Source organism: Sodalis sp. RH16 (assembly GCF_047324245.1).
GTDB lineage: Bacteria > Pseudomonadota > Gammaproteobacteria > Enterobacterales > Enterobacteriaceae > Acerihabitans > Acerihabitans ligni.
Genome location: NZ_CP178737.1, coordinates 4,196,355 through 4,215,288, shown reverse-complemented (window position 1 = coordinate 4,215,288; position 18,934 = coordinate 4,196,355). Strand labels below are relative to the sequence as shown.

The window sequence follows — 18,934 nt, the reverse complement described above, 5'->3', positions numbered from 1 at the left end:
ACATACCATTAATAAACTACCTAACATTACCCTTGTCAATACCCCACTCCGTCTCCTTTAGGCAATAACTCTTTGGCGCGTTGCCCCCGGTAGGCCGCAGCGGGCGAAACCCGGACGTCAGGCCGGTGTCCAAAAAAGTATCCACAAAGCCTTCCCAGAGCCATCGTACGCTTCGCTTATTATCTTGAGAAATCGCGCCATGCAATAATATTTTGCTGCAGATGAATAACGCCGCTTGGTTGACAGCCTGGCTATTTGTGCAATATAAGATGCTGAAATTTCATTTTTTCAGGGAATGATTTATGTATGTACGGAAAGGTTTTTCAATGGATTTTCCCATAAAAAAATGTAATAACGAAATTATTAAACTACCTTTGGATTTACATAAAAAAGTACAGGTTTTGTGCCGGGAGCTGGATTGTATAAACAGAATAACGGTTCAATATCCGTCTAATACCGAGCCGTCCGCCATCAAACTGGAGCAATACTGCCACGCCCTTGGCCTGCATAACATCACGGAATCGATGCTGAAAAAAGTAGAACCCTGGGTAAAACATCCTGGTTATATTGTATTCCTGGAAGGCTACCATAAGACATTACAGGAATTGAAAATAAAATTTTTGCTTAAAAGCATCATCGAAAATCCTCTGGACTGGGAAGATTACGGTCTGTGTTGTGAAATCTATGACGGTCTTATGAGCTTTTATCACTCGGCTCGCTGTACCCTGAGTCAGTGTGATTTGACATATCAAAATATCAGCCTGAAAAACATCCAACGATTCCTGGCGGTATTCAAATATAATTTCGCCTATAGCCTGGCTTATAACGCCGTTCGTGCTCCGGAAGATATTAACAATTTTCATTATTATTCCGCCATGAAGGAATTAACCGATCAAGGTTTGGATAAAGATCTTTCTCATAAAATCGTCAACCAGAGAAATGCCTTGAGAATAGCCCAGGAATCCTATCTGGAAAGCGAGACCACGGGAATGGACAACGATCTGCTGGTTATTCATCTCAAGAGAGAAGATGCAATTTATCGCGAAATGACCTGCGGCCATTCAGCTGATATTGGTCGCTGATAATAGGGCTCACTTATAACGCCTGGTTTACATAATACTTCATACGTATTTTCCAAAATTTTTATTTGCATTTCCCGTTTTTTTCTGATTTCGCCTCCAAAATTTCCCGAACGAATGTGACGCAACTCTCGCAATGATAAAATTCTTACGAAATGAAGGGTTTCTTAGATTTCACGCAATATTTGTCCCTTTTATCAGGACGATATTAGCGCTTTAAGTCATGTCAATTTATTTCAGAGGAACCTATGGATTTTTTCATTCAACTGGTGGTAATCCTGGTCTGCCTGTTATATGGCGCGAGGAAGGGCGGCATTGCGCTGGGTTTGCTGGGTGGCATAGGCCTTGTCATCCTGGTGTTTGTATTCCATCTCGAACCGGGGAAACCCCCGGTAGACGTCATGCTGGTGATTATCGCCGTGGTGGCGGCCTCCGCAACCTTGCAAGCATCCGGCGGCTTAGACGTCATGCTGCAAATTGCCGAACGGATGCTCCGGCGCAACCCAAAATATGTCTCTATTGTCGCGCCGTTCGTCACCTGCATATTGACCATCCTCTGCGGTACCGGCCATGTGGTGTATACCATTTTGCCGATTATCTATGATGTGGCCATCAAAAATAACATCCGGCCGGAACGGCCCATGGCCGCCAGCTCCATCGGCGCGCAAATGGGCATTATCGCCAGTCCGGTGTCCGTGGCGGTGGTCTCGCTGGTGGCCATGCTGGGCAATGTCACCTTTAACGGCAAGCATCTGGATTTCCTCGACCTGCTGGCCATCACCATTCCCTCCACCCTGTGCGGTATCCTGGCCATCGGCATTTTCAGCTGGTTTCGCGGCAAGGATCTGGACGACGATGAAGAGTTTCAAAAATTCATTTCGGTCCCGGAAAATCACAAGTATGTCTATGGCGATACCGCCACGCTGCTGGATCGTAAACTGCCACGCCGCAACTGGATTGCCATGTGGATTTTCCTGGCCACCATCGCCGTGGTGGCGATATTGGGGGCGGTAACGATATTGCGGCCGGTATTCCATGGCCAGCCGCTATCCATGGTGCTGGTGATCCAGATGTGCATGCTGTTCTCCGGCGCACTGATAGTGATAATCACCAAAACCAATCCGGCGGAAATTTCCAAGAATGAGGTATTCCGTTCCGGCATGATTGCCATCGTGGCGGTATACGGCATCGCCTGGATGGCGGAAACCATCTTCGGCGCGCACCTCAAGGAAATCGAAGCCAGCCTCGGCGCCATCATCAAGGTCCATCCCTGGGCCTATGCCCTGGCGCTGCTGGTGGTGTCCAAGTTCGTCAATTCCCAGGCGGCGGCCCTGGCGGCCATCGTACCGGTGGCGCTGGCCATCGGCGTCGACCCGGCCTATATCGTGGCCTCGGCCCCGGCCTGCTACGGTTATTACATATTGCCCACCTACCCCAGCGATCTGGCGGCTATCCAGTTCGACCGCTCCGGCACCACGCACATCGGGCGTTTTGTTATCAACCACAGTTTTATCATGGTCGGCCTGATCGGCGTCGGAGTTTCCAGCGTTCTGGGCTGGGTGCTGGCATGGGCTTACGGGTTCTTGTAAACAGCGTTTCTAAAGGCGATTTGGCGGTAGCCGGACCTCAAAAACCGGCGCCGCTGAACCGGACCGGGTTAAAATGTCAATATTGTCCGTCAGATGCGCAATCTATGAGCAAACAGTGATTTTTCGCCCCTCCCCCCTTTGACATGAACCCGCTCCCCCGCTATCATGCCAACCACTTTGCAATTCCTCTGTAGTTCAGTCGGTAGAACGGCGGACTGTTAATCCGTATGTCACTGGTTCGAGTCCAGTCAGAGGAGCCAAATTCTTGTTTTCATGCCGCTTTGCGAATCCCTATGTAATTCAGATTCAATAAGTTAGCGTGAAAAGTCTTCCCGATGCATTTTCAGTTTACCCTCCGCATCGGGAGAATTTGGTGGTCAGATTTGGGGTCAAGTTGGTTCGATGACGGAGTGACCCCCAAATGTCTCTTAACGACTCAAAAATCCGCAACTTAAAACCATCCGCTAAACCCTTCAAAGTTTCCGACTCTCATGGTCTATACCTTTTAGTCAATCCTGGCGGTTCACGTCTTTGGTATCTCAAATATCGCATCAATAGAAAAGAATCCCGCCTCGGCTTAGGTGCCTATCCTGATGTTTCTCTGGCTGATGCTCGTCAGCAGCGTGACGGTATTCGTAAATTGCTGGTGCAGAATATCAACCCAGCACAACAGCGCTCCACTGAAAGAGCCACTGTCTTACAGGGAGAGACCTTCAAGGCTGTCGCATTGAGCTGGCATAAAAGCAACAGATCCTGGTCAGAGAACCATGCCGCCCGTCTGCTTGCCAGTATGAACAATCATATCTTCCCGATAATTGGACACCTGCCAGTCACAGAACTGAAAACCCGCCATTTCATCGACCTGCTGAAAGGAATTGAGAAAAAAGGTCTGCTGGAAGTGGCAGCACGCACTCGGCAGCAAATGTGCAACATCATGCGTCATGCCGTGCATCAGGAGTTGATAGAGCATAATCCGGCGGCCAATCTGGACGGTATCATCGCCCCACCCGTTAAACGCCACTATCCTGCCCTTCCGTTGGAACAACTACCAGAATTGTTAACCCGTATTAAGTACTACAAGCAAGGACGAGAATTAACCCGCCTGGCAGTATCACTCACATTGCACCTGTTTATCCGTTCCAGCGAACTTCGCTTTGCCCGTTGGTCTGAGATCGATTTCAGAAACAAAATCTGGACGATTCCTGCTACTCGCGAGTCCATACTTGGAGTCCGCTACTCAGGGCGTGGCGCGAAAATGCGCACTCCACATATAGTTCCCCTCTCCCGTCAGTCCATTAGTATTCTGAAACAGATACGGGACATATCCGGGCATCAGGTGCTGATATTCCCCGGGGACCATAATCCGTATAAACCAATGTGCGAAAATACAGTCAACAAGGCGCTACGTCTTATGGGCTATAACACGAAAGATGAAATCTGCGGTCACGGATTCCGTGCAATGGCCTGTAGTGCGCTGATGGAATCTGGACTGTGGGCGCAGGATGCGGTTGAACGACAAATGAGCCATCAAGAACGCAACAGCGTTCGAGCGGCTTACATCCACAAAGCAGAATATCTCGATGCCCGAAAAGCTATGATGCAGTGGTGGTCGGATTATCTGGATGCATGCAGGGAAACATACATTGCACCCTATGTCTGGGCCAGACTGGAGAAAGCTTAAAGTTATCTGATCAGTAATGACTTTAATTTATTAGTATAAAAGCAGAACCGGCCTGAAATCGGTCTGCTTTTTCAATTTTTATCAGGTAGTTGTATTTTCGCTCTATCTGTAGGTGATTCCGAGTCCGGCACTACTATTCTTATTTTATTCCTGCCCATGAATTACTATATTATTGTAATTCAATAGGTTGGGATAAAAAGTCTTTCTGATACGTTTTGATTTATCCCTTCCTATCCGGAGAATTTGGGGTCAGATTACGGGTCATTCAGCTCGACAACTGTAGTGACCAGGAACGTTAACTTACAGTAAAATCCGCTCTGCAAAAACCTCGTACTAAATCCAACAAACTCACCGATGCGCAAGGTCTTTACTTGCTGATATCTACCAGCTGTTCACATCTGTGGTATTACCGCTATAGCTTTAAAGGCGAGAAATCCCGTCTGTTCCTCGACACTTATCCGCTGGTAACGCTCGCAGAAGCGCGTGAAAAACGTGACGCAGCACGCAAGCTACTGGCATCCGGCATCTTCCCCTCTCCCCCCGAAAAGCAAAAAAAGAAAAAGGGTTAACGCTGTTGACAAAAACAGAACCTTTTAGCATATCGCCAGGAAATATACTGGAATTTATTAATGGCTTATGCGAGCTTTGGGAGTAAAGCTGCACTAAGCATTCCCTGTCCGTGTTCATATATATAAATTGTCATTTAAACGGCGAAAGGATTTATTTCTCGCCATGCTGTGCAGATTTCCTAAAGAATTACTTGAATGTGAACAACCTTTATTAAAATAATAATCAGACAAATACAGGTTAATTAATCTCAGAATGCATCACGGCATTCATCAGTACCAGCAGCAGATGGACCAGCGCTGACAAGCCCATCAGTACGGTGACGGGGTGTTGTGTGCATGAGAATATCAGTCCGGCCAGCGCAATGCCCACAAGGGAGCCTGTCTGCCGGAAAGTGGTATGTATGGCGGAGGCGGTACCCGCTGTGTCCTGCGTTCTGCCTGCCAGTACGGCTGCGGTCATTGGTGGTACGGCAAACGCCACACCACCTGCGAGCAGGGCCATTGAGAGAAAGGCCAGCAGGGTTATCTGCCCCTGTAACGACATCATGCCTGCATAACCCACACAGCCCGAGAAAAGACCGGCGACCATCTGTTTTTTTATTCCCCAGCGCCGCATCAACCGCCCTGCGGACAGATTGCCGACAAAGAGAAAAAATGCCAGCGGCAGGAGTGCCATACCGGACTGAAAAGGCGTGTAATGCCAGTACTGTTGGATAATAAGGCTGAGTGCATACAGGCTGCCAAAATAACAGACGTTGATAAAAAAGCCGCTGAGGTTGGCAAGATTGAATGCCGGACTGCGAAAAAACACTAACGGCAGCATGGGCGACGCGCTCCTACGCTCCACCATGACAAAACATCCCGCGCACAACAGTGATGCCAGCGTCATTAACGGCAGTGCACTCTGGCCCCATTCCTGTTCCGGGAGCTGTATCAGCACCCAGCTCAGACACCCCAGAGTGGCCATCGCCAGAATCTGACCGGTGAAATCCAGCGCCCGTAAACGGGATGGCAAGACAGCGGGTAACAGCCTGTAACCGGAACAGATACCGTACAGCCCCACAGGCAGATTGATGAGAAAGATGCTGCGCCAGCCGAAATCCTCCACCAGAATGCCACCAAGTACCGGGCCTGCCGCCGCCGCAACTGACACCAGACCGCCAAACATGCCGATGGCCTGTTGTCGTGCGTGGCGGTCAGGCCAGCCCGCTGATAAAAGAGAGAATGAGGCTGGAATAAACAATGCTGCGCCAGCGCCCTGGAGAATGCGGAAGGAAATTAACTGCCACATCGCCGCGCTCATACCGCACCCGAGTGAAGCGCAGGTAAACAGGACAAGCCCAGATAACCAGATGCGGCGGGAACCATAGCGGTCAGCCAGCGTGCCTCCCGACAACATCAGGCCACAAAGCGACAGGTTATACGCATCCACCGCCCAGGTTATGGCAGAAACCGGGGCATGGAATTCAGAACGGATGCTGATGGTGGCGATATTAATCACATTCACATCCAGTATTGCCATGAACATCCCGACACAGAGCGTGACCAGGACAATGAACTGATGTCGTTCATGCGGGACGGTGACCGGACCTTTCATTCTTTTTTCCTGTTGGCGAACCCATGTATGAAGTGTAAAAAAGAAAGGAGTACCTGAAAACGCAGCGGAAACAGGCACCCCCGCTGCAAAAATACCGGGGGCATGATGAACTGGGATAATATCCGTTACCTGCTGGCGGTCGTCCGGACGGGAAGTTTACGGGCTGCTGCTGTCAGCCTGAATGTTGACCAGGCCACGGTGGCACGCCACCTGCGTCATATGGAAGAGGAACTCAATACTACGTTATTCAACCGGTATCCGGAAGGCTACCGTCTGACGGAATACGGGGAACGACTGTTGCCGGATATTGAGCAGATGGAAGCCACGGCGGCAACAATTGAACGTAAAAGCGCAGGAATGAACACATCCCTGGCAGGAAAAGTACATATTGCCTCAACCGATTCGCTGGGCAGATGTTTTATCCTGCCCGCACTTTCAGCCCTGAGGCAACGACACCCCGACATTAGGGTAACGCTTTCCACCTCTCCCGAGATAGTGGATATCCGGCGGGGGGCGGCCGACATGGCGGTACGCAGCGCCCGTCCGTCAGATGGCAGTTTAATCATCCGCCGTCTGGCAACTTTCCATACAGGTTTATATGCCTCTCAGGAATATGTTGCCCGACGAGGTCTGCCTACGCCCGGCAGTGCGTTTTCAGGTCATGACCTAGTGATGTTTCCCGAGACGTCTGTTCCGCAGTACTGGCAGTGGCTGTGCGGAGAGCCGCTGACAAACGGACATATTGTACTGGAGGCAACGTCTCAGTGGCTGTTTATTGAAGCGCTGCGCCAGGGGCTTGGCGTGGGGATGATGGCCGGAGAAATAGTGCAGCGATGCTGTCCTGAACTGGTAAACGTTATGCCTGCACACAGCGAGCCAGTCGATATCTGGCTCGTCGCCAGTCCGGATGTCTGGTCAGCGGAGCGCATTCAGGCAGTCATCGCAGCAATCAGTAATTCATTTCAGGATTTATAAAGTGCTGCATTGTTCATTCATCGTTTCGTTAATCTGCCATCCACAACACACTGGCGGCCGGTAAAAAAAGAAGTTTCACCTGATAAAAGGAAAGCGCAACTGCTGCCACCTATTCGGCAGACCCCATCCGGTTCGGCGATAACCGGTTTACACGGCAGTACGTCCTAATGACAGGAATTGAGTCGGGAACACAGCGGTACGCAGTCCTGAAAGCAATGGTATGGCTGAGAGCTTCGTGAAAACGATGAAGCACGACTATCAGTATTATGTCGAAACATGACGGGTTAACGGCAGTGAAAAACCTAGCGAAGGCGTTCGAACACTATAACGAATGACATCTGCACAGTGCGCTGGGATACCGCTCGCCACGTGCATATCTGCGGCGTCGGAGCAGCAATGGGGCAAGTGATAAAAGGTGTATGGAAATATAGGGGCAAATCCATTCGTCAGTCAGAGGAATTTTTCATAAATAGAGTTTCTTCTGCATTAGAGGGAACTCTAGCTTACTACTCCTAAAGAAAAAAAGATCATGTGCTTATGTAAGAGGCATCACTAGTTTAAAACTACTGACGAAAATAAGAAACAGGAAGCAGTAATGTGACTTGATGCACACATTCACATATCCCAGTTGTATGTGATTTATGATCCTATGTAAGGCCCCTGTCAGAATTGACAGTTTCCTTTAATTTCCAAAAGCGTTTACTAAGATCAGAAATTAGAGGGTACTGTGAAAAATGAAAGATGCCAAATTATACACTCATAAGAAAAATGAAAACGATATATTCATAAATAATATATCGAAAATTTCCGACAATCATTTTCAATGTGATTTCAGGCTAATTACCGATCATCATTTTTACAGTGACTTTCTCGCTTGTAAAAACAGGATAAACCCGATTTTTTTATTAGAATGCGCAAGGCAGGTTGAAACATATTTGTCACATACTAAATATGGTATAACACTGGACAGTAAGTTTCTGTTAGATAGTTGGTCAATGAAATATTATCCGACAAGGACTGGGGATACAGAAAGGCTGAAAGCTGACATTTACTCAAAGTACTCGGCTGTTAATCGAGAAAATAAGAATAAATTCAACATTATTTTCAAAATAAACATGACAGTCATCTGTATAGTTATAATAAACGTAAGATACATAAGCAGTGATTGTTATAAGCTCATACGCAAAATTCCTGACGCCATAAGCACGTTTGGAGTCATAGCACCGCTTTCTCCTGCCAGTGTTTGTTACACATCTCATGGAAATGTCATTCTGGCAGATTTAAATGATAACGGGCCGTATGTTAAGGCAATAATTCATATAAATGTAAACAATAAATCAATTAATGATCATGAGCAGGATCATATCACTGGTATGAATCTTACGGAGGCAGCCAAACAAATATGTTATAGTTATCTGTCGCTTTATATGAATGAACAAAGTGATAAATTTATTCCTGTAAACTTAAAAGGATATTTTTTTAGCTTTGTTGAAACACATATCCCAGCACTCGTTGTAATAAAAAAAGTAGAATTACAGAATGACATTTATTCCTTTCAAGTCGATGTAATTCAGGCTAAAAAAACGCTGGCAACCATTAGTCTAAAACTGAGAGGTTCATATGAATAAATTAAAAGATTTACTCACAAATGTATTTGGTGTTTCTGAAAGTGATGTTCAGGACAACAGATCTCTTGAGAATATGGGGCTTGACTCTATATGCATAGTAGAATTTCAGATTGAAATTGAAAGGTCTTTTAATATTGAAGAAGGCCGACTGGCTTTGGTTAATAGCGATACATTGCAAACCATCATGGAAAGGGTCAAAGGACTACAGCATGTAGAATTAAAAGGCGTATGAATATGAAAAACAAAGTCGTGGTTACAGGCATAGGAATCATCTCCTCAGCCGGTAACACACCAGAAGAGTGTCGTTTAACCCTACTTGAAGGGAAAGGGATGACAAAACCTGATCCCCGACTGAGTAATCTTGAAGTCTCGTGGTCATGCCGGATTCAGGATTTCGTACCTGAACAGCATATGAGTAAATCATTGATCTGGCGATGCGATCCCTTTATTCAATATGCCATATACGCGGCCAAGAGTGCTCTCGGAGATGCAGGTTTAGACCTGTCTCGCAGAGGTGTGAAAACAGGTATCGTGCTGGGTAACTCTCTCGCAGGCATAACTTCACTGGAAATACTGAATAAAAGAGCCGTTCTGGAAGGAGTTGGAACAATTGGATCTCTCTATCTCTTGTCAACAATGGGAAGTATGGCAACAGGCAATATGGCTATTGAACTTGGCATCCACGGTCCTACATATCTGACTGGTACGGCATGCTCATCCGGTGCCGATGCGATAGGAACCGCCAAACGTCTTATCCAAAGCGGGGAATGCGATATTGTTCTTGCCGGTGGCAGTGAGGCTCCAATCACACCACTTGTTGTTTCCTCTTTCACAAAGATTGGTGCACTTTCAAAAAATAGCGACCTTTTACACGCGTCACGACCATTTGACAAAGAAAGGGACGGTTTTGTTATCTCCGAAGGCGCAGCGGTTATGGTATTAGAAAATGAAAAAAGTGCGTTGGAGCGCGGAGCCAGAATTTATGCAACGCTATCTGGATATGGTTCAGAAAATGATGCACATCATATCACATCGCCTGCACCGGATGGTTCTGGATTATCTCAATCAATTTATGGGGCGCTTGAAGATGCCTCGCTATCTCCGACTGATATTCAGTGTATTAATTCACACGGTACATCAACACCTCTTAATGATGCTCTCGAAGGCAGTATTTTGTTCCGCATATTCGGTAATCATCCCTGGGTAACATCAACAAAGGGCGTTACCGGACACAGCCTTGCCGCAACAGGAGCAATGGAAGCTGTTTTTTCTGTATTAAAAATTATACACGATGAAATTCCTCCTGTTGCTGGTTTAAAAAATATTGATGATAAAATAAAAATCAATATTGCAACAGAAATCATCCAGGGGACTGGTATTAAAAATGTGCTCAGTACATCCTTAGGATTTGGTGGGCAAAATGCTGCTCTGATATTTTCTCAATACAAAAAAGGGTAATAAAAATGAACCTCAAAAAAATAAAATTATTTGCGATCGACAGTGATGGTGTTGTTCTTAATGACACATATAGTCCGGCAATTAAAATTTTTGTTGAATCTCTTGGCGTAAACTACTCGCCATTGATCGAACGAAGTGTCTGGGGGTCTCCACAAGTGACCGCAGGCCATAATCTCTCATTAGCCTGTAAACTTCCTTATTCAGGTGAAAAAGTTATTAATGATTTTTTCAAAACCAGAGATAACTACCTCAGAGACCATCCGGTTGAAGTTTTCCCAGATATCGAATCAACGCTGGCATTGTTACATAGTACAGGGGCACGTATGACCTGCTATGGAGGAAGAAATAAAGAATATAGCTTCGACAAGTTTTTAAAACCTTTTGAAAATTATTTCGATAAAGAGATGCCATATATTGATATCAATGCCTTTCGTCCGGGGATGTATGAAATTGTAAAAGAAAAATTTAACCTGAATTTTGATGAAGTTGTGTTTATTGATGACATCAATCGTGTTGCAGAAGTGTGTAAGGTCCTCGGGTCCGGGTTTATAGGTGTGCCTGCGTCCATGCCACATAATTTCCAGCGGGAAGAGATGATAAATACTGGTGTCAAATATATGGTGAACAGATTTACGGAAATTACAGAAAATCTTATACATGAAGTTGACGAGAGCCTATTCTCTGCGGCTTTGTGGAAATAAACTAAGGTGCAGCATGGAAAAGTTCAGCAATATAATCCTGATTTGTCTTATACCTATAATATGCGGTTTTACCGCAGCAAATATGTACTACGTTCAGCCACTGGCTCCCGTGATCAGCAGTGAACTAATGGTTTCTTATGAAAAAGCATCCATGCTGTATTCATTTTCTCTAGTCGGTAATGCTCTATCCTTAATTTTTATAATTCCTTTAGGGGATTTCTATAGCAAGCGAAAGTTAATCACACTATTGTATTTAGTTTCCACAATATCGTTATTGCTGTTTTTTTTAACTGAGAGTTATTACGCATTGTCTACTACGGCATTTCTAGTCGGAGTGGGAACATCCGCTATTCCATTAATTACCGCCGGACTAAGCAGACAAAAAAATGGAACTAAATATATAGGCCGAATAATGGCCGGTGTATTAACAGGTATTCTTTTTTCCCGTTTTCTGTCGAGTATGCTTAGTGAACTTTGGGGATGGAAGTCGATATATGCTATAGCTGCAATACTGATGTTTCTATCCTGTATATTATTGTTCATCTCTTATCCGACATCCGATGATAAGAATAATCGAGATAAAAATTCATACATCCGTATTTTATATCTGAACATCAATGGAATTAGGCAGGATGCTATAATTAGGCATTATTGTTTTAACGCATTTGCCATTATGTTTCTGTTCTCCGCATTCTGGAGCAATGTTTCTATGTTTCTGACCACGACTTTTCATTTCAGTCAGTCACAGGTAGGGCTTTTTTCTTTGACAGGTGTTACCGGGGCTTCATCAGCCCTTTTCTCATCATGGATTCTGCGAATTATAAATTACAAAAACAATCCTCTGTACTTTTTAATTGTCATAAGTCTACTGGTGATGGGAATTTACGGAAATCATTTTATTATTACCCTCACAGGTGCACTACTAATTGATGCATTTATTCAGCTAATACACGTCAATAATCAGCGTGGACTTTTTCTTTCCTGCAAGGGAAATGAAGCACGAGCCGCAAGTTGCTATATGACAAGTTTTGTTACTGGTGGCGCAGTTGGTGGATTTATATCCTCTTATCTCTATTCGATATCCGGCTGGAGTGTGGTACTGATTAGCTGCGCAATCATTACATTAATTCCAATGTTTATGAAACTGCGAGAAAACGTTAATGAACAATATTGAGACAGCACAAAGTAAAAGAGAGCTTCTGAATCATTATTTGTCACTGATGACAGGTGATGAAAAACACGCACTTTCGTCTATTTCCACACTTGATGTCATCGAGGTATTATATGATAAAGTCCTGAATTGTTCCCCCGTAAAAGTACGAGATGAATATCGAGATCGTTTCTTTTTGTCAAAAGGGCATGGTCCCATGGCATTCTACGCAGTGCTAGCATTAAAGGATTTTATTAAACCTGAGCTTCTGGAAACCTATGGTGAATATGACAGTAAATTAGGATACCACCCGGACCGAACAAAGCTGGACTGTGTGGAAATATCCAGTGGTTCATTAGGGCATGGTTTACCTCTGGCTATTGGCTCCGCTCTTGCGCTACGCGCCAAAGGAATTACGGGACCAAAGCACTGGGTTCTTATGGGTGATGCAGAGCTTGATGAAGGTTCGAATTTTGAAGCTATTCCTTTTGCAGGCAGACACGGGCTATCAGAGTTGAATGTCGTGGTCATAGACAATGACTCATCAACTCTTGGTTGGCCAGGAGGAATATCACACCGGTTTTCAATTGAGGGCTGGGAGGTCAGCCGCGTTAATGGCAGAGATCAAGAAGAACTGTACCGGGTGTTTTCCAGAGAGCATCCTCATAAACCTCACGCCATTATCGCAGCTGTAGAAACCAAATCAGGTAAACCTCGCAGACAAATTTAGGAGAATAAAATGAAGAAAGTTTTAACCTGGGATCAAAGATTTGCTGAAATAAACGCAATGAGACAACGATTTGCAGTCGTCATGTCAGACTTGATTCGGGAAAAAGATAATGTCGCACTGGTACTTGCAGATATTACCGCAGAAAGATTCAGTGATGTTTTAAGAGATTTTCCTGACAGGGTTATCAATACCGGGATCAGGGAACAACTAATGATCGATATGGCTGGAGGTCTGGCATTATCTGGTATGCGTCCGTTTGCGCATACCTTTGCCAGTTTCCTAATTGAACGCCCCTTTGAGCAAATTAAAATTTCACTGAATCATCAGAATGTCGGTGCTGTGCTGGTCAGTGCCGGTGCCTCTTATGATTTGTCCGTTGATGGACGGACGCATCAATCACCGGCTGATGTTGCACTGCTTAATACACTAGCAGATTGGAAAATAATCGTTCCTGGAAATGCAGAAGAAGCTGAGTACGCACTTAGAATCGCCGCAAATGATACCGGCCTTTACTACATTCGGTTATCAACGGAAACCAATAAACAAACATACTGGTCAGGTGGAAATAGTTTTACGGTACTGAGGACTGGTCATCAGGGCACCGTAATCGCAGTCGGTCCAGTCGCTGACAGAGTATTAGAGGCTACAGAGGATCTTGATATAACAGTACTGTACGCGCCAGTTATCTCTCCTTTCGACAGCGTAACATTACGGAACACTCTTTCAGTTCCGGATATCGCAATTGTTGAACCATATCTGGAAGGCACCACGGCCCATACAATTTCTGAGGCATTGTCCGATGTATCTCATAGAATATTATCCATTGGTGTAAAACGACAGGAATTAAGGCAATTTGGCACACCGGCAGAACACATCCAGGCGCATGGACTTGATACACATGGATTAAGAGAACGTCTTTCAAGATTCTACCGTTACTAATATATGATCTGACAAGGAATTACCTTGTCAGATTAGACCTTCGGATGTTGCTTTAAATATTGCATAACGTACAGATGTCACATCCAACTTACTGAGAACATTATTGATATGAAATCTCACAGTCCTCTCACTCACACCAAGAATCATGGCTATCTCTGTGTAAGTTTTCCCAATTTTCAATAAATTCATAACTTCCTTTTCCCGCCCTGTAAATGCATATATAGTCTTTTGTTCATAGTGGTCCTCAAAAAGACTTAAGACATCAAACAAAATCTTATGCTTTTCACTGGAATATAATTTAACAAAAGCATCATTATCGTCATTAAAATACACAGTAAAAATCACTATTTCGTATTTTATTTTTATGACAAAAGTTACTCCACAGTAAATTCCATACTTTTCAGATAAAATTCTTATATCTTCGTTATCAGTATTTACAGTAGACCATTTAAATGGAGTGATTTTATTTTTAGCCTTTAACACAATATTGCTTCGAATATGTAATTTTCTTTTGATGAAATCTTGTTCCCAACGATGTGGCAGGCTTGACACAATTGAAACTTCATCGAGAGGATTGATCGTAATGATTGAGTATTTTTTTATGTGTATTTCATTAAGATACTCTTCTACAAATCTTTTCATCATCATGGCACCTCATATGTTAGCTTTCATTCCCTGAATGATGAATAATCATTTCTATCAAATTGTACATACAATACGATATTGCATTTTATCATATCTAACAAACCGCTTTTTTGATCAATCACAAATGATAACTGAAATGGAAGCATTATTTAAAGTAACTTATCCACCTGATATTACTATAAAAATAAACTAAATAACATTTACCTACTAACAAAACCAAAAAACCATTCGCGCCATCCTCTTTTGTAAATCTCCATTTTAAGGAGAAAAGACCTATTTAATAACTGAAAAGCACGATCACTTAACAGTATGAGAACGGCCTGTATATTATCAACCGAAATTCACTATCACTACCGTCCTACTCTCTATCAGATCATTGCCAGATAAATACCTGCGCTGACGGCATGAAAATTATTGCTCTTTAATTGTTCTGATAATATACATAAAGAGGTGATATCATGCCAAAAACCGCTCTAAGATTAACCATCGATAATAAAATGCCCGCTTGGGTTACTATCCCAGAAGCCGTCGAGATCGCAACAGAATCAGCAAAGAAAAAGATTACTCCCAGCGATATTTATCGTCATGCCTTAAGTGGAAACATTATTCTTTCCATTTATTTTCAGTCACCTGTCATACTTAAAAAAATACAAATCAGAAATGGAAAGTTAAAATTCAGACAACTGGAAGGAGAATTGATTGACAAACTATGCCTTCTTGATAACAGAGGGTTTACTTACGGGAAAAACTTGATTCTAAGCACAGAGGATAAATATATCCATCCCATGCAACAGATTATTGATACGACACTAATGGGTTATGAATATGTTTTGCTACAGAGAATGCTGGCACATGAACTTCATTTTCCCCTACCGATTATTGGAGCGAAAGCTGCCAACTATGGCATAACTGTCAATTTTCTAGGAGAGGCATATCAAATTTTCGAGAAGATGACCTGGTTAAAACGTGCGAAAAAACAAATTGCGAGATTACCTCAAGATATCTCGCATAATCTTATTGCTCAGATATCTGAAAACACTATCAGAAAATATGAGCAAAAAGGGTATTTCCCTCTTCATAACTTACCACCAGATGCTCGTTTTGTCATACGTCAGGAGGAAGTTGAGAAACTAATTAATTTATATATAAAGAACAAAGAATTTCCTAACTCATCAACACGTATGACTACCCCCTTATCCCGCCTGTTCTGGCTGGCCTGCAAACATAATGATGCTATCAGCCCACAGCTGAAACATCCATATAAACTTCTCTCTATCTTTGAAATATGGGCATCAGATGACGGTATCACAGAATCTTTGAGCGCCGAAACTTTGAAAAATGCTCTGGAGCGTGGTGCTCCTCCCTCAGCATTCTTATCCCGCTAAACACATCCTTACATGATAAAACCCAAAACCCTTAATAAGGGTGTCATGAGCCTTATTAAGGGGTTACCTGCTTTCCAACGGATGAATACTATGTTTTTTATAAACTCCAGATGCTATCAGGTTATGTCAGTTACAGGAGAAAAATATGACTTCTCATCATTTATTACGACTCAAACAGGTTGAAGAAAAAACTGGTCTGAAACGCTCTCAGATATATCTGTACATGAAAAATGGCTCGTTTCCTCATTCAATTAAGATCGGCCCATCCAGTGTGGCATGGCTGGAATCGGAAATTGATGAGTGGATCAATCTTAAATTAGCAGATCGCGAAGCCAGTTGATGATATTTTCACGGATTTTCCCACTCAATTTTTTTACCTAAATACAGCGTGAGGAGATGACCGAATGATCCCATCAATTAATTACGCCATCATGGCCGATGCATTGCATGCACTGAAAGAAGGTAATATTCGCCACTGTGAAGCGCTGGGATTTACTCTCGACGAAATAAATGCTCTCGATCAGTTATCCCTTGAAGAACTGTTTACTGTCAGCCGGGCGGCGACACCCTTCGTTTCGATTACTGTTCGTCATGATATTCTGCACCATTTACTGGCACAGGCGCGCCAGGAATACAGGCGACAACAGCAGATTAAACGCGCTATCCGGCTCGGTGGTTCTATTGCGTTGCTCAACCACTATTTTGGCCTGACGTCCAATGACGTCTGCCTTCGCCGACGGTTACTGGGTGTCAGCGTGCCGTATGGACGTACACCTGAGCCAGATGAAGAGACAGATGCTGAAATCTGGCGTCAATGGCAAAAATTCCGGGTAGAAAACCTTGAGTCGCCTGATGCGCTGATGGCAATGATACAGGTGACGGATGCCCTTCTGCCGAAGGCCAGAGGGTTGTCACTCACCACGGTCTGGAAGCGTATCGCGTTGTGCGAACAGGAAGTCGTCGCTAACAGGAGGACGACATATGCCGGATGAGATCGACCGCGATCAGGAATTTAATGAGCAGCGACTGGAGGAGATGATTGAACAGAATCGTTTTAAACCTGGGTCAGAACCGTCATTACTCCACTGTCGTGTATGCGGTAAACCCATTCCTGAAAAGCGACGACAGACATTGCCGGGCGTAACCACGTGTACGGAATGTCAGGAAAAACTTGAGCGCCGTAAACGTTAATCATGGCAACAATGACGTGCGAAGATATTATTTCTCTGCACGTCCTTATCATTCTCATTAAATTTAAATGAGTCTCTATTTTCTTTTTTATACTTTTATCCTTCTCATAGCATCTTAAATTTTCCATTTATTAATCTCTCTTCTTTTTATTTTGAGTTTTTCGTTTATATCCTGTGCTAAATATCCGATCCTGAAATTGCCATTACAGCATGGTTGCCCAGATGGACGTTAATTCGTCCGGGCCGGGTATTGCTCTTTAACAAAATGGATCGGGCTGTCACGTAACCACAATTCAGGGTGCCGCTGAATGTTCTCGCTGCCCCGTTAAAACCGGAATGCAGAACCGGGATGTGATCGGTTTATTTTATTCACTGCTTTTGATTAAAGGAAATTACATGAGAAAACCCGTTTATCACGTCTATGTTACCCAGGAAAGCCAGCCCGATGCCCGGGGCGAAAAAAACACGTACTGGACAAAGGTTGGCGTGGCCTTCGCGCATAACGGCAAACCCGGCCTGAATATCGTACTGATTCCCGGTATCGCGGTTTCCGGCAGGCTGGTGCTGCTCGAACCGAGAGAAGAAAGCGACATTTCACAGGATTCCGCTGCCGCTTAATCCATTTTCTCTTCTTCTCCCCCGGCGGCGTACTTTTCTATAAGCCGCCGGTCTCTCTGTTACGAGGCCAGCATGCTTTCCACCACTGCCTTTCTGGCACTGGCGGTGCAGTGCGCCGCCAGTATTCACCCGTCCACGTCACTTGATGTCGCACGGGTCGAATCCGGTTTCCACCCTTACGCCATTGCTGAAATTCTCCCAGACAGCCGGGGCGTGATTTCACATTTCCCCACGAGCCTGCCGGAGGCGATCCGCCTCACCAGACAGTTGGCGACACAGGAGCGACGCTATTCGGTCGGCCTGATGCAAATCACCAGCACCAATTTCCACCATTACGGCGTCACGGCCAGCGACCTGCTTAACCCTTGTACCAATCTGTCGGTATTTGAGCGCATTCTCGCCGACTGCTACCGGCGCGGCGGCACCCTGAAACGGGCGCTCAGTTGTTACTACTCCGGCAACTTTGAAGCCGGACAGCGACCGGAATCCACCTTTAACCAGACCAGCTACGTACAGCGCATTGGCTATGTCGTCCCGTCCACCCGGGAAGACTGGCAGCGAGTCCCTGACCCGAGCACACAACCGTCTGTCCGTTATCCCGCCGTTGTGCTGCGCGGCGAGCCTGTTGGTGCCACTGCGCCGGTCCTGACTTCCCTGCATTATCCCGGTTCCGTCATGCGCGGCGCTATCCCTGTTATCCCTGATGAGGAGAAATGATCATGCGTAAACGCCGTTACTCCGCTGTTGCTTCCGTGCTGCTGTCTGCCCCGGCGCTGGCGGCAGACAGCGGATTTAACAAGGCCAATGAGACACTGAGCAATACTTCGACTGGCCTGCTGGGACTGGCCGCCGTCACCATCACACTGGCGACCATGTGGGTGGGCTACAAGGTGCTGTTCGACGGCAAGAGCCTGCACGACATGCGTAACGTCATCATCGGCGCGATCCTGATTGTCGGCGCATCCGGCTTCGGTGCCTACTGGGCATCATAAGAGAGGTA

The 18,934-nt window shown here is 45.1% G+C and carries 20 protein-coding genes, 1 tRNA gene and 2 pseudogenes; 21 read left to right on the top strand and 2 right to left on the bottom strand.

Annotation, left to right across the window (positions count from 1 at the left end):
* Window positions 1-326 precede the first annotated feature (326 nt).
* The 5 genes and pseudogenes from ACL2XJ_RS19335 to ACL2XJ_RS19315 all read left to right on the top strand — a co-directional run.
* Complete coding sequence (locus tag ACL2XJ_RS19335; RefSeq protein WP_413724174.1) at window positions 327-1,082, top strand: hypothetical protein; 756 nt, start codon at window positions 327-329, stop codon at window positions 1,080-1,082.
* 245 nt (window positions 1,083-1,327) lie between these two features.
* The gene (locus ACL2XJ_RS19330) at window positions 1,328-2,668 is read left to right on the top strand and encodes an anaerobic C4-dicarboxylate transporter (RefSeq protein ID WP_132922006.1); all 1,341 of its coding nucleotides are present in this window, start codon (window positions 1,328-1,330) and stop codon (window positions 2,666-2,668) included.
* A gap of 184 nt (window positions 2,669-2,852) precedes the next feature.
* Window positions 2,853-2,928 (top strand) — tRNA-Asn (locus tag ACL2XJ_RS19325).
* Between the two features lie 161 nt (window positions 2,929-3,089).
* The gene (locus ACL2XJ_RS19320) at window positions 3,090-4,349 is read left to right on the top strand and encodes a tyrosine-type recombinase/integrase (protein WP_413724173.1); all 1,260 of its coding nucleotides are present in this window, start codon (window positions 3,090-3,092) and stop codon (window positions 4,347-4,349) included.
* A gap of 310 nt (window positions 4,350-4,659) precedes the next feature.
* Window positions 4,660-4,897 (top strand): annotated as a pseudogene (locus ACL2XJ_RS19315) (Arm DNA-binding domain-containing protein); the annotation flags it as partial.
* 259 nt (window positions 4,898-5,156) lie between these two features.
* Here ACL2XJ_RS19315 and ACL2XJ_RS19310 read toward each other — a convergent pair.
* Window positions 5,157-6,515 (bottom strand): MFS transporter, encoded by a 1,359-nt coding sequence (locus tag ACL2XJ_RS19310; protein ID WP_413724172.1) that lies wholly within the window; start codon window positions 6,513-6,515, stop codon window positions 5,157-5,159.
* A gap of 102 nt (window positions 6,516-6,617) precedes the next feature.
* Between ACL2XJ_RS19310 and ACL2XJ_RS19305 the strand changes: the two genes are divergently transcribed.
* The 9 genes and pseudogenes from ACL2XJ_RS19305 to ACL2XJ_RS19265 all read left to right on the top strand — a co-directional run bounded on the left by ACL2XJ_RS19305 (window position 6,618) and on the right by ACL2XJ_RS19265 (window position 14,096).
* Window positions 6,618-7,490 (top strand): LysR family transcriptional regulator, encoded by an 873-nt coding sequence (locus ACL2XJ_RS19305; RefSeq protein ID WP_413724171.1) that lies wholly within the window; start codon window positions 6,618-6,620, stop codon window positions 7,488-7,490.
* A gap of 190 nt (window positions 7,491-7,680) precedes the next feature.
* Window positions 7,681-7,921: pseudogene (locus ACL2XJ_RS19300) on the top strand (integrase core domain-containing protein); the annotation flags it as partial.
* 303 nt (window positions 7,922-8,224) lie between these two features.
* On the top strand, window positions 8,225-9,118 hold the full coding sequence (locus ACL2XJ_RS19295) for an AfsA-related hotdog domain-containing protein (protein WP_413724170.1): 894 nt from the start codon (window positions 8,225-8,227) through the stop codon (window positions 9,116-9,118).
* The gene (locus ACL2XJ_RS19290; protein ID WP_142879735.1) at window positions 9,111-9,350 is read left to right on the top strand and encodes an acyl carrier protein; all 240 of its coding nucleotides are present in this window, start codon (window positions 9,111-9,113) and stop codon (window positions 9,348-9,350) included. Before ACL2XJ_RS19295 ends, ACL2XJ_RS19290 begins: the two co-directional genes overlap by 8 nt.
* A gap of 2 nt (window positions 9,351-9,352) precedes the next feature.
* Window positions 9,353-10,576, top strand: coding sequence for a beta-ketoacyl-[acyl-carrier-protein] synthase family protein (locus ACL2XJ_RS19285; protein ID WP_185964004.1), 1,224 nt, complete (start codon window positions 9,353-9,355; stop codon window positions 10,574-10,576).
* A gap of 5 nt (window positions 10,577-10,581) precedes the next feature.
* A complete protein-coding gene (locus tag ACL2XJ_RS19280) occupies window positions 10,582-11,277 on the top strand; it encodes an HAD family hydrolase (protein ID WP_413724169.1) in 696 nt (231 codons plus the stop codon).
* A 13-nt stretch (window positions 11,278-11,290) separates the two neighbouring features.
* Window positions 11,291-12,451, top strand: a complete 1,161-nt coding sequence (locus tag ACL2XJ_RS19275; protein WP_413724168.1) for an MFS transporter — start codon at window positions 11,291-11,293, stop codon at window positions 12,449-12,451.
* Window positions 12,438-13,157: a transketolase gene (locus tag ACL2XJ_RS19270; protein ID WP_142879739.1), complete on the top strand. Its 720-nt coding sequence runs from the start codon at window positions 12,438-12,440 to the stop codon at window positions 13,155-13,157. Before ACL2XJ_RS19275 ends, ACL2XJ_RS19270 begins: the two co-directional genes overlap by 14 nt.
* A gap of 9 nt (window positions 13,158-13,166) precedes the next feature.
* The gene (locus ACL2XJ_RS19265; RefSeq protein WP_413724167.1) at window positions 13,167-14,096 is read left to right on the top strand and encodes a transketolase family protein; all 930 of its coding nucleotides are present in this window, start codon (window positions 13,167-13,169) and stop codon (window positions 14,094-14,096) included.
* 27 nt (window positions 14,097-14,123) lie between these two features.
* On the opposite strand, the gene ACL2XJ_RS19260 is transcribed toward ACL2XJ_RS19265, so the two are convergent.
* On the bottom strand, window positions 14,124-14,744 hold the full coding sequence (locus tag ACL2XJ_RS19260; protein ID WP_142879741.1) for a helix-turn-helix transcriptional regulator: 621 nt from the start codon (window positions 14,742-14,744) through the stop codon (window positions 14,124-14,126).
* A 455-nt stretch (window positions 14,745-15,199) separates the two neighbouring features.
* Here ACL2XJ_RS19260 and ACL2XJ_RS19255 point away from each other — a divergent pair, with 455 nt between their 5' ends.
* From ACL2XJ_RS19255 to ACL2XJ_RS19225, 7 genes are all read left to right on the top strand, one after another.
* Window positions 15,200-16,126, top strand: coding sequence for a hypothetical protein (locus tag ACL2XJ_RS19255; protein ID WP_413724166.1), 927 nt, complete (start codon window positions 15,200-15,202; stop codon window positions 16,124-16,126).
* Between the two features lie 145 nt (window positions 16,127-16,271).
* On the top strand, window positions 16,272-16,466 hold the full coding sequence (locus ACL2XJ_RS19250) for an AlpA family transcriptional regulator (RefSeq protein ID WP_413724165.1): 195 nt from the start codon (window positions 16,272-16,274) through the stop codon (window positions 16,464-16,466).
* A 64-nt stretch (window positions 16,467-16,530) separates the two neighbouring features.
* Window positions 16,531-17,118, top strand: a complete 588-nt coding sequence (locus ACL2XJ_RS19245; protein WP_142879789.1) for a DUF2857 domain-containing protein — start codon at window positions 16,531-16,533, stop codon at window positions 17,116-17,118.
* Complete coding sequence (locus tag ACL2XJ_RS19240; RefSeq protein WP_047740676.1) at window positions 17,108-17,317, top strand: TraR/DksA family transcriptional regulator; 210 nt, start codon at window positions 17,108-17,110, stop codon at window positions 17,315-17,317. The genes ACL2XJ_RS19245 and ACL2XJ_RS19240 overlap by 11 nt, the downstream gene beginning before the upstream one ends.
* Window positions 17,318-17,712: 395 nt before the next feature.
* Window positions 17,713-17,934, top strand: a complete 222-nt coding sequence (locus ACL2XJ_RS19235; RefSeq protein ID WP_142879790.1) for a hypothetical protein — start codon at window positions 17,713-17,715, stop codon at window positions 17,932-17,934.
* 72 nt (window positions 17,935-18,006) lie between these two features.
* Window positions 18,007-18,651, top strand: coding sequence for a lytic transglycosylase domain-containing protein (locus tag ACL2XJ_RS19230; protein WP_413724164.1), 645 nt, complete (start codon window positions 18,007-18,009; stop codon window positions 18,649-18,651).
* Window positions 18,648-18,926 carry a TrbC/VirB2 family protein gene (locus ACL2XJ_RS19225; protein WP_073554396.1) on the top strand — a complete coding sequence of 93 codons (279 nt, stop codon included), beginning with the start codon at window positions 18,648-18,650 and terminating at the stop codon, window positions 18,924-18,926. Before ACL2XJ_RS19230 ends, ACL2XJ_RS19225 begins: the two co-directional genes overlap by 4 nt.
* Window positions 18,927-18,934 lie beyond the last annotated feature (8 nt).

Bases quoted from the DNA above. Each gene is read 5' to 3' on its own strand.
- ACL2XJ_RS19280 (WP_413724169.1), top strand. From the start codon at position 10,582: ATGAACCTCAAAAAAATAAAATTATTTGCGATCGACAGTGATGGTGTT.
- ACL2XJ_RS19285 (WP_185964004.1), top strand. From the start codon at position 9,353: ATGAAAAACAAAGTCGTGGTTACAGGCATAGGAATCATCTCCTCAGCC.
- ACL2XJ_RS19310 (WP_413724172.1), bottom strand. From the start codon at position 6,515: ATGAAAGGTCCGGTCACCGTCCCGCATGAACGACATCAGTTCATTGTC.
- ACL2XJ_RS19335 (WP_413724174.1), top strand. From the start codon at position 327: ATGGATTTTCCCATAAAAAAATGTAATAACGAAATTATTAAACTACCT.
- ACL2XJ_RS19265 (WP_413724167.1), top strand. From the start codon at position 13,167: ATGAAGAAAGTTTTAACCTGGGATCAAAGATTTGCTGAAATAAACGCA.
- ACL2XJ_RS19260 (WP_142879741.1), bottom strand. From the start codon at position 14,744: ATGATGATGAAAAGATTTGTAGAAGAGTATCTTAATGAAATACACATA.
- ACL2XJ_RS19330 (WP_132922006.1), top strand. From the start codon at position 1,328: ATGGATTTTTTCATTCAACTGGTGGTAATCCTGGTCTGCCTGTTATAT.
- ACL2XJ_RS19255 (WP_413724166.1), top strand. From the start codon at position 15,200: ATGCCAAAAACCGCTCTAAGATTAACCATCGATAATAAAATGCCCGCT.
- ACL2XJ_RS19295 (WP_413724170.1), top strand. From the start codon at position 8,225: ATGAAAGATGCCAAATTATACACTCATAAGAAAAATGAAAACGATATA.
- ACL2XJ_RS19240 (WP_047740676.1), top strand. From the start codon at position 17,108: ATGCCGGATGAGATCGACCGCGATCAGGAATTTAATGAGCAGCGACTG.
- ACL2XJ_RS19305 (WP_413724171.1), top strand. From the start codon at position 6,618: ATGATGAACTGGGATAATATCCGTTACCTGCTGGCGGTCGTCCGGACG.
- ACL2XJ_RS19275 (WP_413724168.1), top strand. From the start codon at position 11,291: ATGGAAAAGTTCAGCAATATAATCCTGATTTGTCTTATACCTATAATA.
- ACL2XJ_RS19245 (WP_142879789.1), top strand. From the start codon at position 16,531: ATGATCCCATCAATTAATTACGCCATCATGGCCGATGCATTGCATGCA.
- ACL2XJ_RS19230 (WP_413724164.1), top strand. From the start codon at position 18,007: ATGCTTTCCACCACTGCCTTTCTGGCACTGGCGGTGCAGTGCGCCGCC.
- ACL2XJ_RS19270 (WP_142879739.1), top strand. From the start codon at position 12,438: ATGAACAATATTGAGACAGCACAAAGTAAAAGAGAGCTTCTGAATCAT.
- ACL2XJ_RS19235 (WP_142879790.1), top strand. From the start codon at position 17,713: ATGAGAAAACCCGTTTATCACGTCTATGTTACCCAGGAAAGCCAGCCC.
- ACL2XJ_RS19225 (WP_073554396.1), top strand. From the start codon at position 18,648: ATGATCATGCGTAAACGCCGTTACTCCGCTGTTGCTTCCGTGCTGCTG.
- ACL2XJ_RS19250 (WP_413724165.1), top strand. From the start codon at position 16,272: ATGACTTCTCATCATTTATTACGACTCAAACAGGTTGAAGAAAAAACT.
- ACL2XJ_RS19290 (WP_142879735.1), top strand. From the start codon at position 9,111: ATGAATAAATTAAAAGATTTACTCACAAATGTATTTGGTGTTTCTGAA.
- ACL2XJ_RS19320 (WP_413724173.1), top strand. From the start codon at position 3,090: ATGTCTCTTAACGACTCAAAAATCCGCAACTTAAAACCATCCGCTAAA.